Raw genomic sequence first — 14,009 nt, 5'->3', positions numbered from 1 at the left:
ACCGGGGGAGGAGCCTACTTCAGCTCCATCAGGACATCGCCCTTGCCGACGCCCGAGCCCGCCTCGGCGGTCAGGCCGGTGACGGTGCCGTCCTTGTGGGCCTTGACCGGGTTCTCCATCTTCATGGCTTCGAGCACGACCACGGTGTCGCCCTCGGAGACCTCCTGGCCCTCCTCGACCTCGACCTTGATGACGGTGCCCTGCATCGGCGCGACCACGGCGTCACCGGAAGCGGCCTTCTTGGCGCCGCCGGAACGACGCTTCTTGGCCTTCTTGCGGGCGCCGCCCGCACCGCCGCCCAGGGCCAGATCGCCCGGCAGGGCGACCTCGACGCGGCGACCGTCGATCTCGACGACGACCTTCTGCGACGGCACGGCCTCGTCCTCGTCGACGTCGGAGTCGCCGGCGTACGGCTCGATGGGGTTGTCCCACTCCTCCTCGATCCACTTGGTGTAGACGTCGAACTTCTCGCCGTCGCCGACGAACGCCGGGTTCTCGACGATGTGGCGGTGGAACGGGATCACCGTGGCGAGACCCTCGACCTCGTACTCGGCCAGGGCGCGGGCCGAGCGGCGCAGGGCCTCCTCGCGGTTTTCACCCCAGACGATCAGCTTGGCCAGCATCGAGTCGAACTGGCCGCCGATGACGTCGCCCTCCTTGATGCCGGTGTCCATGCGGACGCCCGGGCCGGCCGGCTCGACGTACTTGGTGATGGTGCCCGGAGCCGGCATGAAGTTCGTGCCCGCGTCCTCGCCGTTGATGCGGAACTCGAAGGCGTGACCGCGCAGCTCCGGGTCCTCCTTGAGGCTCAGCTCGCGGCCCTCGGCGATGTTGAACTGCTCGCGGACCAGGTCGAGGCCGGTGACCTCCTCGGTGACGGGGTGCTCGACCTGCAGGCGGGTGTTGACCTCGAGGAAGGAGATCAGGCCGTCGGAGCCGACCAGGTACTCGACGGTGCCTGCGCCGTAGTAGCCGGCCTCCTTGCAGATGGCCTTCGCCGACTCGCGCAGACGGCGGTCCTGATCCTCGGTCAGGAACGGGGCCGGGGCCTCCTCGACGAGCTTCTGGAAGCGGCGCTGCAGGGAGCAGTCGCGGGTGGAGGCGACGATGACGTTGCCGTGCTTGTCGGCCAGGACCTGGCACTCCACGTGGCGGGCCTTGTCCAGGTACCGCTCGACGAAGCACTCGCCGCGACCGAACGCCGCGACGGCCTCACGGGTGGCGGACTCGAACAGGTCCTTGACCTCGGACATCTCGTAGGCCACCTTCATGCCGCGGCCACCGCCGCCGAAGGCCGCCTTGATGGCGATCGGCAGGCCGTACTCCTCGGCGAACGCCACGACCTCGTCGGCGTCCTTGACCGGCTCCTTGGTGCCCGGGGCCATCGGCGCGTCGGCCTTCAGGGCGATGTGGCGGGCGGTGACCTTGTCGCCCAGCGCACGGATGGACTCCGGCGACGGGCCGATCCAGATCAGACCGGCGTTCTCCACGGCCTCGGCGAAGTCGCCGTTTTCCGACAGGAAGCCGTAGCCCGGGTGGATGGCGTTGGCGCCCGACTTCTTGGCGGCGTCGAGGATCTTGTCGAAGACGAGGTAGGACTCCGCGGACGTCTGACCGCCCAGCGCGAACGCCTCGTCGGCCATGGTCACGAAGGGAGCGTCGGCGTCCGGCTCGGCGTAAACGGCGACCGACGGAATGCCGGCGTCCTTCGCGGCGCGGATGACGCGAACGGCGATCTCGCCACGGTTGGCGACGAGAACCTTCGTGATCTTCTCGGTGGTCTGCTCGGACACGAAACCCTCCTGTTTTCGCGGGTACCGGACGGTTGGTCCGACCGGCGTAGGTACGACAGTCATCGAGGTTCGACGGTCCTGCGCGCCGCATGCTCTCCTGGACATGCACGGGCTAACACCGTCCAACCCAATACGGCCATTCTGTCACAGGTGGCGGTTTCGCCATTTTCCGACCTACCCCGCCAAGGGGACCGTCGCTGAACTTGAACTATGTTCGATCCGGTTGGCGATTTCGCCCGGATGGTTTTCCCGCGCAAAGTCCCCATTACATCGCGTGCGGAGTCGGCGGAGATTCCCCATGGCGGTCCCTCCGACGGAGCGACCGGATGCCGTATTCGCCCGGTTTCGGGGGGATCGCGCCGGGGGTGAATGAGACACCTCAACGGAAGGCCGGGATGCTCCCCGATGGCGTCGTCAAGCAAACGACACGACCCGCGCGGCAACCGCCGCCTACGCCTCGGGGGCCTCTCCCGGTTCCGTGCCGCGGGCGATCGGCATCCGGATCATGTTGCCCCACTCCACCCACGAACCGTCGTAGTTGCGCACGTTGTCCCGGCCCAGCAGATAGCGCAGCACGAACCAGGTGTGGGCGGAACGCTCGCCGATGCGGCAGTAGACGATCGTGTCCTCGTCCGCGTCGACGTCGGCGTAAATGGCCTCCAGCTCCTCGCGCGAACGGAAGCGGGAATTCGGGTGCACCGACTGATTCCACGGCACGTTGACCGCAGTCGGAATGTGCCCGCCGCGCAGCACGCCCTCCTGCGGGTAATCGACCATGTGCGTGCGATTGCCCGTGAACTCCTCGGGGGTGCGCACGTCGATGAGGTTGCCGCGGCCCATCAGCGCACGGGTCTCGGCGGCGTAGGCGCGCAGCGTCTCGTCGTCACGCTCGACGACGGGGTAATCGGTGCGCGGATACTCCGGCACCTCGAAACTCGTGTCGCGCTCCTCCGTCATCCACGCATCGCGGCCACCGTTGAGCAACCGCACGTCCGGATGCCCGAACAGCTCGAACACCCACAGCGTGTACGCGGCCCACCAATTCGACTTGTCGCCGTAGATGACCACGGTGTCATCGCGGGAAATGCCCTTGGACCGCATCAGCTCCGCGAACGCCTCGGCGTCGACGTAATCGCGCACCGTCGGATCGTTGAGGTCGGAGTGCCAGTCGATGCGCACGGCACCCGGAATGTGCCCGATGTCATACAACAGCATGTCCTCGTCCGACTCGACGACGCGCAGGCCGGGCGACCCGAGGCGGGCGGCCAGCCAATTGCTGGACACCAGGCGCTCGGGGTGCGCGTACTGCTGGAACTGCGGGTGCGGGTCGTGCGGGACCGCCATCTTTGCTCCTTCATGGGGTGCGGCGCCGGCGCGGACGGCGCTTTCCGGTACCCCCACCTTACGGCCATTGCCTCCGGTCACCTCACACCCGCCCGAATGTCGCTTCCGACCTGCGGGAATGCGGCGCTCCACTAATGGGGGTGGAGGTGACGGACGTTACCCTAATAAATTCTCACGGCGGCTTTAAAATTCTCTGTGGAACGTGCATCGACCCCGCAGGTTCCGGGGCCCCGACCTGCACGGGGATATGGCGCCGGCGATCCCGGCCCATGCATTCAAGGAGAGCAAATGCACAAGAGCATCGTCGTCTTCGAGGTCGAGGGCGGATCCGACAAGTACTTCGACGGGCACCGCCGCGACACCATGCCGATCGTCAACGCCATCCGCGAAGCCGGCTGGTCCGCCGAGGTCGTCTACTACCGCCCGGAGTGGAAGGACGACCTGTACACGTACGTCTCCGAGAACTTCGACGGCTACATCTCCCGCGTCAACCCGGGCAACATCCCGGGCGGCGAGAGGGGCTACTTCGAGCTCCTGACCAGCCTGTCGGTCGCCGGCCTGGTCGGCATGTCCACCCCGGGCGAGATGATGGCCTACGGCGCCAAGGACGCGCTGGTCAAGCTCAAGGACACCGACCTGGTCCCCTCCGACACCGCCGCCTACTACGACGTCGAGGCGTTCCACGGCACGTTCCCGACGTCCCTGTCCTACGGCGAGCGCGTGCTCAAGCAGAACCGCGGCTCCACCGGCTCCGGCATCTGGCGCGTGCGCATCGCCGACGAAGAGGTCGCCGCCAACGTCGTTCCGGGCACCCCGCTGCCGCTGGACACCAAGCTGAAGTGCACCGAGGCCGTGGACAACCACACCGAGACCCGCGAGCTCGGCGAGTTCATGGACTTCTGCGACCAGTACATCATCGGCGACAACGGCATGCTCGTGGACATGCGTTTCATGCCGCGCATCACCGAGGGCGAGATCCGCATCCTGCTGGTCGGCCCGCACCCGGTGTTCGTGGTGCACAAGAAGCCGGCCGAGGGCGGCGACGCCTTCTCCGCGACCCTGTTCTCCGGCGCGAAGTACACCTACAACAAGCCGGAGGAGTGGCAGGACCTCATCGACATGTTCGCCGAGGCCCGCCCGGTCATCGCCGAGAACCTCGGCGGCGACAACATCCCGCTGATCTGGACCGCCGACTTCATGCTGGCCGACGGCGAGGACGGCGGGGACACCTACGTCCTCGGCGAGATCAACTGCTCCTGCGTCGGCTTCACGTCTGAGCTGGACATGGGCATCCAGGAGCTTGTCGCCCAGGAGGCCATCAAGCGGGTCGTCGAGAAGTTCGGCGACGCCTAGTCTTCGGCACCGTCGTCGATTAGGTGCCGCCCCGATCCGGCGCCGCCCGGTTTTCGCCCGCGCCCCCGGTGCTCATGCGCCGGGGGTTCGGCCGTCCCGGTTCCAGAAGCCCGACACGTCCAGGCCCCACCCGGCCAAGGTGCGGCGGATCAGCGGCAGCGACAGGCCGAGCACGCTGGACGGGTCGCCGTCGATGCCGTCGATGAACCAGCCGCCCAGCGCCTCCAGGGTGAACGCCCCGGCGCAGCCCAGCGGCTCGCCCGACTCGGCGTAGGCCACGATGTCGGCGTCGGACGGCTCGCCGAAGCGCACCACGGTCGACACCGCCTCCGTCGCCGTGCGGACCTCCCCGCCGGGCAGAGTCGCCGTGATCGAATGTCCGGTCACCAGCTCCGCGTCGCGCCCGCGCTGTGCCTTCCACCGCCGGACGGTTTCGTCCACCGTGTGCGGCTTGCCGGACAGTTTCCCGTCCATCAACAGCATCGAATCGCACGCGATGATCACCGTGACCCCCGCGTCCGCGCCCTCCCGGGCCAGCGCGCCGGTCACCGCCGCCGCCTTCGCCTCCGCCAGACGCTTGACGACGGTGCCCGCCTCCGCGCCCTCCGCCGCAAGAGCCTCGAGAATGGCGTCTTCGTCGACCTCCGGGGGCGACACCACCGGATCTACTCCCGCCGAACGCAGGACCATCAGACGGGACGGGGAACTGGACGCCAACACCACGCGATGGGCTGGCCGGGGGTTTGCGGCGGACACGGTGCTCATGGCGCTCCACGGTAGCGGGCGACCGGGGCCGGCGACTCGGGCGGTGGCCGGAAACGGCGACGCCGCCGCCTCCCGGTGAAAAGGGGAGGCGACGGCGTCGTCGCAAAGCAAGCGGGCGCGTCCCGCAGGCGCCCTAGTAGAACTGGACGTTCTGGAAGCTGCCCGGGTTGTAGCTCATCGGCTTCTGCAGGCGCTCGTCCAGGCTGCCCCACTGATTGCGGGGACCCTTCGGGCCGGTGTCGGCGGCGGCGTTGGCCATGCCCGCGAACAGCACGGCCAGCGTCGCGACCTGCGCGTCGGTCGGGTTGCCCTTGAGAACCTTGAGGAACGGGGCCTTGGGGGCCTCCTGCGCCTCGGCGTTGTCGGCGGCGGTGGTGTCGGTGGCGTTGTCGGTCACAGCGGAATGTTCCCATGCTTCTTGGCGGGCACGTTGACGACCTTGCGGTCGAGCAGACGCAGGCCCTCGATGATCTGGCCGCGGGTCTCCGACGGCGGGATGACCGCGTCGATGAAGCCGCGCTCGGCCGCCATGTACGGGTTGACCAGGGTCTCCTCGTACTCGGCCTCGTACTCCTTCTGCACCGCCGCGACGTCCTTGCCCTCGGCGGCGGCCTGCTTCAGCTCCTTGCGGTAGATGAAGCCCACGGCACCGGAGGCGCCCATCACGGCGATCTGCGCGGTCGGCCAGGCGAGGTTGATGTCCGCGCCCATGTCCTTCGAACCCATGACGCAGTACGCGCCGCCGTACGCCTTGCGGGTGATGACCGTGATCTTGCCGACGGTCGCCTCGGCGTAGGCGTACAGCAGTTTTGCGCCACGGCGGATGATGCCGTCGAACTCCTGGTTCGTGCCCGGCAGGAAGCCCGGCACGTCGACCAGCATGATGATCGGAATGTTGAAGGCGTCGCAGGTGCGGACGAAACGGGCGGCCTTCTCCGACGCCTTGATGTCCAGGCAGCCGGCGAACTGGATCGGCTGGTTGGCGACGAAACCGACCGAACGGCCCTCCACGCGGCCGAAGCCGATGACCACGTTCTGCGCGTAGTCCTCCTGGATCTCCAGGAAATCGCCGTCGTCGACCAGGCGGGTGATGACCTCCTTGATGTCGTACGGCAGGTTCGGGGAATCCGGGATCAGCGTGTCGAGCTCGAGGTCCGTCTCGGTGATGTTGTCGGCGATGGAACCCTCGAACGGCTCGGCCTCCATGCGCGGGGCCTCGGCGCGGTTGTTCGACGGCAGGTAGCCGATCAGCTCCTGGACGAAGGACAGGGCGTCCTCGTCGTCGGAGGCGGTGTAGTGCGAGGTGCCCGAGGTGGACATGTGGGTGCCGGCGCCGCCGAGCTCCTCCTGGGTGACCTCCTCGCCGGTGACCGTCTTGATGACGTCCGGGCCGGTGATGAACATCTTCGACGTGCCGTCGACCATGATGATGAAGTCGGTCAGGGCCGGCGAGTACACGTGGCCGCCGGCGCAGGCGCCCATGATCAGGGAGATCTGCGGGATGACACCCGACGCCTGGGTGTTGCGGAAGAAGATCTGCGAGTACAGGCCCAGCGAGACGACGCCCTCCTGGATGCGTGCGCCGGCGCCTTCGTTGATGCCGATGATCGGAACACCGGTCTTGATCGCCAGATCCATGATCTTGACGATCTTCTCGCCGTAGACCTCGCCGAGCGCGCCACCGAAGATGGCGCCGTCCTGCGAGAAGACGCAGACCTTGCGGCCGTCGATGGTGCCGTACCCGGTGACCACGCCGTCGGTGACCGGACGGCGGGCGTCCAGACCGAAGTTCTTGGAACGGTGGCGGACCAGGGCGTCGATCTCGACGAAGGAACCGTCGTCGAGGAGGTACTCGATGCGTTCACGGGCCGTGAGCTTGCCCTTGTCGTGGACGCGGTCGATGGAGGCCTGGCCCATGGGGGCCTGGGTCTCGGCGAGGCGCGCTCGCAGATCCGCGAGCTTGCCGGCGGTGGTGGACTTGTCCGGCTCGGTGCCGGTGGGGGTGTGTGCGGCAGTCGTCATGTTCACGAGTCTACGTACAGGAAAGTTCGGGCCGGGAAACGGGGGCAACCGGCGTTCGCTTGCGGGGGGACGGGGCGACGCCGCCGGGGTGCGGGGTCACCCCGCCGAGTGCGGGGCGAGGTCGCCTACAGCGGCATGTTTCCGTGCTTGCGCGCAGGCCAGGCGACCTTCTTGTCGCGCAGCAGGCGGAGGTTGCGGGCGATGCGGGTGCGCGTCTCCGACGGAAGAATGACTTCGTCGATGAGCCCCCGTTCGGCGGCGAGGTACGGGTTGAGCATGTGATCTTCGTAGGCCCGCTCGAAGCCTTCGATCAGCGCCGACGCGTCGCCGTCGCGGTCCAGGGCCGCCTTGATCTCGCGGCGGTGCAGGAAACCGACGGCGCCGGCGGCGCCCATGACGGCGATCTGCGCGGTCGGCCACGCGAGGTTCAGGTCGGCGCCCAGGCCCTTGGAGCCCATGACGCAGTACGCGCCGCCGTAGGCCTTGCGCATGGTCACCGTGATCTTCGGCACCGAGGCCTCGGCGTAGGCGTAGAGCAGCTTCGCCCCGCGGCGCAGGATGCCCTGGTGCTCCTGGTCCGAGCCGGGCAGGAACCCCGGAACGTCGACGAGCAGGACCAGCGGAATGTTGAAGGCGTCGCAGGTGCGGACGAAACGGGCGGCCTTTTCGGAGGCGTCGATGTCCAGGCAGCCGGCGAATTGCAGCGGCTGGTTGGCCACGAAGCCGACGACGCGGCCCTCGATGCGGCCGAAGGCGATGACGACGTTGTCGGCGCGGCCCTCCTGGATCTCCAGGTAGTCGCCGTCGTCGGCGATGGCGGCGACGACGTCGCGGACGTCGTACGGCTGCGACGGGTTGTCCGGGATGATCGAGTCGAGCGCGAGGTCGTCTTCGGTGATGTCGGCGTCGAAGTCGTCCTCGATGATCTCGGGAATGGAGCGGTTGTTGTCCGGGAGGTGGTCGAGCAGGTCGCGGACCCAGTCGAGGGCGTCCTCGTCGTCGGTGGCGGTGTAATGCGTGTTGCCGGCCAGTTCCATGTGGGTGGTCGCCCCGCCCAGCTCTTCCTGGGTGATCTCTTCGCCGGTGACGGTCGTGATCACGTCGGGGCCGGTGACGAACATGCGCGAGGAGTTCTCGACCATGACGACGAAGTCGGTGAGCGCGGGGGAGTAGGCGTTGCCGCCGGCGCAGGCGCCGAAGATGACGGAGATCTGGGGGACGACGCCCGAGGCCTTGACGTTGTAGTGGAACGTCTGGGCGATGTAGTCCAGGGACACGGCGCCGTCCTGGATGCGGGCGCCGGCGCCTTCGTACAGACCGACGATCGGGCGGCCGGTCTTGATGGCGAGCTGCTGCAGCTTCACCATCTTCTCTCCGTACACCTCGCCGAGGGCGCCGCCGAAGACCGTGCCGTCCTGCGAGAAGACGCACACCTCGCGGCCGTCGACGGTGCCCCAGCCGGTGACGATGCCGTCGGTGGCCGGGCGCTTGGCGTCCATGCCGAAGTCGCGGGTGCGGTGACGGGCCAGTGCGTCGGTCTCGACGAAGGAGCCCTCGTCGAGGAGGTGGGCGATGCGGTCGCGGGCGGTCATGCGCCCCTTGTCGCGGACCTTCTGGAGCGCGGCGGGGCCGACGGGCATGGTCGCCTCGGCGCGGCGGCGCAGCAGGTCCTCGTTCTTCGCCGCGGTGGTCTGCGGCGGACGGTCGTCGCCGAACTCGTCGGCGGACTCGGCCACGGACGTGGCGACGGCATCCGGATCAGCGTGGAGCAAACGTGAGGAGAAGGTCATGTTTGAGGAAGATAGCGTTTGGGGGCGAAAAGGTGAAGTTAGTTGTCTGTGACAAATGTCACTTGCAAAAACCGTAACTCGCAGGGTGGCGAACACTGTTCCAATGCGCCCAGGTCACGGCAAGGTAACGCGACGGTAACGGCGGGCGTGAATTCGCGACGATTTCTCGTCCCATGGGCGGACGCGGGGCATCCGCATCCCCCGCTAGACTCCGATGCCATGAGCCATGACCCCCGATCCCCGTTGGATGCCGCCGCGCTGCGCGCCGCCCTGCCCCGATGGCACGCCGTGGACGCCGTGGAGACCACGGGGTCCACGAACATCGACGTCACCCGCATGGCGTCGGAAGGGGCCCCGGACCGCGTCGCGCTCGTCGCCTCCGAGCAGACCGCCGGCCGCGGCCGACTGTCCCGCTCCTGGACCGCCCCGGCCGGCGCATCCATCGCGCTGTCCGCGCTGTTCCGTCCCGAAGGCATGCCCACCGAAGACCTTGGGCTCCTTCCGCTCGTCGCCGGCCTGGCGGTGGTGGACATGGTCCGCGACGTCGCGAAACTTCCGCAGGCCGCTGCGCCGGGAGACGCCGTCGCAAAGCCCCCCGAACTCGGCCTGAAATGGCCCAACGACGTGCTGCTCGGCGGCCGCAAACTGTGCGGCATCCTCGTCGAAGCCGCATCGATCGCGCCCCCGGCCCTGGTCGTGGGCATCGGCGTCAACGTCGACCTGCGCGAGGACGAACTGCCCGTCCCGCACGCCACGTCGCTCGCCCTGGCGGGAGCGGAAAACCTCAACCGCACGGAACTGGCCGTCGGCCTGCTCGACGCCCTCGACCGCCGCGAACGCCAATGGCGATTCGACCGGGCGGCGATGATGGCCGACTATCGCGCCACCTGCCTGACCCTGGGCACCCGCGTGCGGGTGGAACTGCCCGGCGGCGGGGAACTGGTCGGCGACGCCGCGGACATCCTCGACGACGGCGAACTGGTCGTGCGCGACGACTCCGGCGCCCGCCGCACCGTCACCGCCGGCGACGTCCGCCACCTGCGCGCGGCCGAAGGCGGATACGCCGGGGAGGCCGCGAAGTAGGCATGGCCTTCCCCTGGGACGAGATGGACGACGACGAGGACGTGCTTCTCGACGTCAACCCCGCCTTCGCGCGCCTAACCTGGCCGCTGGTGGAATTGGCGCTGATCACCGGCGTGATCTGGCTGCTCATCGGGTTCATCGACTCGCCCCGCATCGCGCCGGGCGACCTCGCCGGACTGAGGGACTTCCTCCTGATCATGTGGCCGATTCTCGTGGCGTGGCGCGTCGCCAAGCCCGGCCTGGAATGGCTGGGGGAGCGGTTCGTCCTGACCGACCGGCGAATCATCCTGCGGCGCGGGCTGCTGCGGCCGCGCGTGGTCACCGTCGACCTGCGGACGGTCCGTGGAGTCGAGCGGCGCGGCAACGTCCTGCAGCTGCGCGTGTCGCCCTTCGGGCCGCCGATGGCCATCCGCGACGTCCCCTCCGCCCGCAAGGTGGCGAAGATGGTCAACCGGATGACCTGACGGCGTTCATCCGTTCGCGGCGGATTCCCCGGCCAATCTGTATCGCTGATTTGGCGATTGCAGTGGTTCGGTGGGCTCCAGCACGCCCTCGCGTTGCAACTGGGTGATCATGGGATTCAACTGGCCTTCGCTGAGTCCCGTCAGGTCCCGGATTTCCGCCCTGGATCGGGGCGATGGTGATTTCGCCAGGGCCGAGACGATCAACTCCCTCTTGGCTTCCGAGGAAATCCGGGTCCGTTGGGCGGAGGGCCCTCCGGGGTACCGTGGCATGCCCGATGGCGCCGGATCCGGTGCGTCGGGCCGGACGTATACGGTCGAGCCCCGCTCTCCCCGCGTCTTGGCGAGTCCGAATCTGACCAGTTCCTGCAGTTGGCGCCTCGCCTCGACCGAGTCCATCGTCGGGAACTCCGCGCGGAACCCGCCGTTCGTGATTTCCCTCCCGTTATGGAGGGCGACGATCGCAACGCGTTGCCCGATGGTCAAGTGGGGGAGCTGGGGAATCGAACGCAACCATTCGAGTTCGTCCGCGGACAGCAACGAAGTGGATGAAAGATCCGCGTCGAATGAAATGACCCGATCGCGGAAGCGGGGCGCGGACAAGTGCGCTTCCTGGAGCGCGCGGCGGATGGCCGGTATGCCCGTGGCGCTCGCTTCCACCACTCGATTCCCGTCGGCGGTCGTGATCGATCTGCACATTTCGTACAGGACCGGGTTTCGCGCGCTCGGGGGCGTCGTGCCAAGCTGCCGTTCCGTCAAACCCCACAGGCCGCCCGGGTTCGTCACGAGCACGTTGCCCGGCCGCCGGACGACGTTCACGTACTTGGTGAGCGAGGCCGGAGATAGATCCCGGTGGACCAGGGCGTTGGCGACCACCTCGCGCAGCGCCACCAAAGGCAGTTCCGGGACGTTTCGGCCATGGCCCGTCGTCGCATCGAAAACGACCGTCGAGCCGATGTTCTCCACGATCCATTCCACGGTCGACTCGAGTAGGTCAGGTATGGGGCCCGCGAACTCCCGTTGATTGCGCAGCCGCACCCCCGGCGTTTCGTCGGGCCCCGGGAGGGCCCGTGCCTTCACCGACAGCGTGGGAAAAAACTGTTGCGGATGGATCCCCAGTGCGTACAGCGCCGCCATGGTCGGATTCCCGCTCTCGGGGTCGATGACGTTCGTCCTGACCAAGAGCTCGTGGCGGTCCATGCCCCTTAGGCGGGGTGCCCGGGATCGCTGTTGGCTCAGGTACTCCTCCAGCAATCTCGGATCCAGGTCGGAGTCGACGTCGGCGCCGGCCACCGGTTTCCTGTCGAACCGGGGAGGTTCCATCTGCGCGAGAATGACCCGGACTTCGGGTTCGCTGAGTTCGTAGTCGCCGTCTGCCGAGCGAATGAATGCGGGCCCGTTCTTTCCCACCCTGAACGGCCGCAAGGATGGGTCCTGGGGTGGAACGATGCACGCGACGACGTTCCGGTGCTCGACCTCATGGACTTCCACCGCCCCAAGCTGCAACGGCGGATGCAAACGGTGCCGAGCCTTGGATCCCAATTGCTCCATGAGGGCCTTAGGGTCGGCGACGCCCGTTACGTCGATTCCGCCTTCGTTCTCTGATACTCCGAGGAGGATCAGACCGCCTTCGGGCATGTTCGCGAACGCGCTGAGGGTTTCGTCCAGCGAGCCCGGGAATCCGCCGTCGGCGCTTTTCGCTTCGATGTTCCAGGTGTCCCCGCCAATTGCGCGGAGGTACTCGATCTGAGCGGGAACATCGATGCTGTTCATGCTTGCAGCATACTTCCTTCTTGCATGGAAGCTCTGATGAATGAGGGGAGTATCAGAGATACCATCAGAGATGGGGGTGCGGCGGAGCCCGCCGCCCCACCGCCGCCGCCGTCCCTTACCGCTTCCGGTACAGCTGCTTGACCTGGTACTCCGGCTCCGAGGTGACGAGGATGCCCAAGTGGCGGAAGATGCCCTCGTCCACGGACCCGAGGATCGTCGTGGTGTGGGCGTCGCAGCCGCGCAGATGCGCCAACGCGTCGAGGGCGCGGCGTGCGTTGTCGTCGCCGTCGGCCGACACCGACAGGGCGATGAGCACCTCGTCGGTGTGCAGGCGCGGGTTGCGGCTGCCCAGGTGGCGCGTCTTCAGCGTCTGGATCGGCGTGATCGACGACGGCGCCAGCAGATCCACCTTCGGGTCGATGCCGGCGAGGTGCTTGAGGGCGTTGAGCAGCATCGCCGCGGAGCAGCCCAACAGGGCGGAGGTCTTGCCGGTGATGATCTCGCCGTCGGCGAGCTGGATGGCCGACGCGGGGCCGCCGGTGGCCTCCGCCAACTGCAGCGCGGGCTCGACGACGGGCCGGGAACGGCGGTTGAGCCCGAGCTTGCCCATGATGATGGCGATCCGGTCCGAGACGACGGGATCGGCCTCGTCGCGGCGTTCGTCCACCAGCGCCTTGTAGTAGCGGCGGACGACCTCCTGCTCGGCGGCGCGGCGGCACACGGCGTCGTCGGAAATGGCGAACCCGGCCATGTTCACGCCCATGTCCGTCGGCGACTGGTAGGGCGAGCTGCCCGAGATCAGCTCCAGCAGATGCTTGAGCAGCGGGAACACCTCGACGTCGCGGTTGTAGTTGACCGCCTGCTCGCCGTGGGCGGACAGGTGGAACGGGTCGATCATGTTGACGTCGTCGAGGTCGGCCGTCGCGGCCTCGTACGCCATGTTCACGGGGTGATCGAGGGGCAGGTTCCAGATGGGGAACGTCTCGAACTTCGCGTAGCCCGAGGTCACGCCCCGAACGTGCTCGTGGTAGATCTGCGACAGGCAGGTCGCCAGCTTCCCGGACCCGGGGCCGGGGGCGGTGACCACGACGACGTCGCGGGTGGTTTCGGCGTACTCGTTGCGGCCGAACCCGGCCTCGCCGACGATGCGCTCGGTGTCGGCCGGATAGCCCGGGATGACGTAGTGCAGCGACACCTTCATGCCCAGGCGTTCGAGTCGGGTGCGGAACGCCGCGGCGGCCGCGTTGCCTTCCTCGTATTGGGTGAGCACCACGTGCTCGGTGAGGAAGCCCCGCTCGCGGAACACGTCCACGAGCCGCAGCAGGTCCTCTTCGTAGGGGATGTCCAGGTCGGCGCGGACCTTGTTGCGCTGCAGGTCGCGCGCGTTGATGCACACGAGGATCTCCATGTCGTCCTTGATGCGCTCGAGCATGGCGATCTTGTTGTCCGGCGTGAACCCGGGCAGGACGCGGGAGGCGTGCATGTCGTCGAACAGTTTGCCGCCCATCTCCAGGTAGAGGCGGCCGCCGATGGACTCCCGGCGGCGGCGGATGTGTTCGGACTGGAGATTGATGTATTCGTCGCGATCGAATCCAACGGCGTGGCCCACGGCATGATCTTGCATG

Annotated in this window: 11 protein-coding genes; 3 read left to right on the top strand and 8 right to left on the bottom strand. The window is 67.8% G+C overall.

Annotated features, from left to right (window positions below; translation table 11 throughout):
* Positions 1–14: 14 nt before the first annotated feature.
* On the bottom strand, positions 15–1,793 hold the full coding sequence (locus tag HMPREF3121_RS07715; protein ID WP_070521780.1) for an acetyl/propionyl/methylcrotonyl-CoA carboxylase subunit alpha: 1,779 nt from the start codon (positions 1,791–1,793) through the stop codon (positions 15–17).
* A 450-nt stretch (positions 1,794–2,243) separates the two neighbouring features.
* On the bottom strand, positions 2,244–3,137 hold the full coding sequence (locus HMPREF3121_RS07710) for a sulfurtransferase (protein ID WP_070521777.1): 894 nt from the start codon (positions 3,135–3,137) through the stop codon (positions 2,244–2,246).
* A gap of 288 nt (positions 3,138–3,425) precedes the next feature.
* On the opposite strand from HMPREF3121_RS07710, the gene HMPREF3121_RS07705 reads away from it, so the two are divergent.
* Complete coding sequence (locus HMPREF3121_RS07705) at positions 3,426–4,490, top strand: Cj0069 family protein (protein ID WP_070521774.1); 1,065 nt, start codon at positions 3,426–3,428, stop codon at positions 4,488–4,490.
* 72 nt (positions 4,491–4,562) lie between these two features.
* On the opposite strand, the gene HMPREF3121_RS07700 is transcribed toward HMPREF3121_RS07705, so the two are convergent.
* The 4 genes from HMPREF3121_RS07700 to HMPREF3121_RS07685 all read right to left on the bottom strand — a co-directional run bounded on the left by HMPREF3121_RS07700 (position 4,563) and on the right by HMPREF3121_RS07685 (position 9,067).
* Positions 4,563–5,255: a Maf family protein gene (locus tag HMPREF3121_RS07700; RefSeq protein WP_070521771.1), complete on the bottom strand. Its 693-nt coding sequence runs from the start codon at positions 5,253–5,255 to the stop codon at positions 4,563–4,565.
* Between the two features lie 133 nt (positions 5,256–5,388).
* Positions 5,389–5,652, bottom strand: a complete 264-nt coding sequence (locus tag HMPREF3121_RS07695; protein WP_070521768.1) for an acyl-CoA carboxylase subunit epsilon — start codon at positions 5,650–5,652, stop codon at positions 5,389–5,391.
* On the bottom strand, positions 5,649–7,277 hold the full coding sequence (locus HMPREF3121_RS07690) for an acyl-CoA carboxylase subunit beta (protein WP_070521824.1): 1,629 nt from the start codon (positions 7,275–7,277) through the stop codon (positions 5,649–5,651). Before HMPREF3121_RS07690 ends, HMPREF3121_RS07695 begins: the two co-directional genes overlap by 4 nt.
* A gap of 125 nt (positions 7,278–7,402) precedes the next feature.
* Positions 7,403–9,067 (bottom strand): acyl-CoA carboxylase subunit beta, encoded by a 1,665-nt coding sequence (locus HMPREF3121_RS07685; protein ID WP_083291463.1) that lies wholly within the window; start codon positions 9,065–9,067, stop codon positions 7,403–7,405.
* A gap of 219 nt (positions 9,068–9,286) precedes the next feature.
* On the opposite strand from HMPREF3121_RS07685, the gene HMPREF3121_RS07680 reads away from it, so the two are divergent.
* Positions 9,287–10,150 (top strand): biotin--[acetyl-CoA-carboxylase] ligase, encoded by an 864-nt coding sequence (locus HMPREF3121_RS07680; protein ID WP_070521766.1) that lies wholly within the window; start codon positions 9,287–9,289, stop codon positions 10,148–10,150.
* 2 nt (positions 10,151–10,152) lie between these two features.
* Positions 10,153–10,614: a YdbT family protein gene (locus HMPREF3121_RS07675; RefSeq protein ID WP_070521763.1), complete on the top strand. Its 462-nt coding sequence runs from the start codon at positions 10,153–10,155 to the stop codon at positions 10,612–10,614.
* A 6-nt stretch (positions 10,615–10,620) separates the two neighbouring features.
* Here the strand turns inward: HMPREF3121_RS07675 and HMPREF3121_RS07670 are convergent, their stop codons facing one another.
* Both HMPREF3121_RS07670 and HMPREF3121_RS07665 read right to left on the bottom strand, forming a co-directional pair.
* Positions 10,621–12,384 carry an ATP-binding protein gene (locus HMPREF3121_RS07670; RefSeq protein ID WP_070521760.1) on the bottom strand — a complete coding sequence of 588 codons (1,764 nt, stop codon included), beginning with the start codon at positions 12,382–12,384 and terminating at the stop codon, positions 10,621–10,623.
* 115 nt (positions 12,385–12,499) lie between these two features.
* Complete coding sequence (locus HMPREF3121_RS07665) at positions 12,500–14,008, bottom strand: DUF1846 domain-containing protein (RefSeq protein WP_070521757.1); 1,509 nt, start codon at positions 14,006–14,008, stop codon at positions 12,500–12,502.
* Position 14,009: the final 1 nt, after the last annotated feature.

Origin of the sequence: Corynebacterium sp. HMSC11E11, from assembly GCF_001807025.1 — a bacterium.
GTDB lineage: Bacteria > Actinomycetota > Actinomycetes > Mycobacteriales > Mycobacteriaceae > Corynebacterium > Corynebacterium freneyi.
Note: the sequence above shows the minus strand (reverse complement) of the source record. Positions and strands in the feature narration are given on the sequence as shown.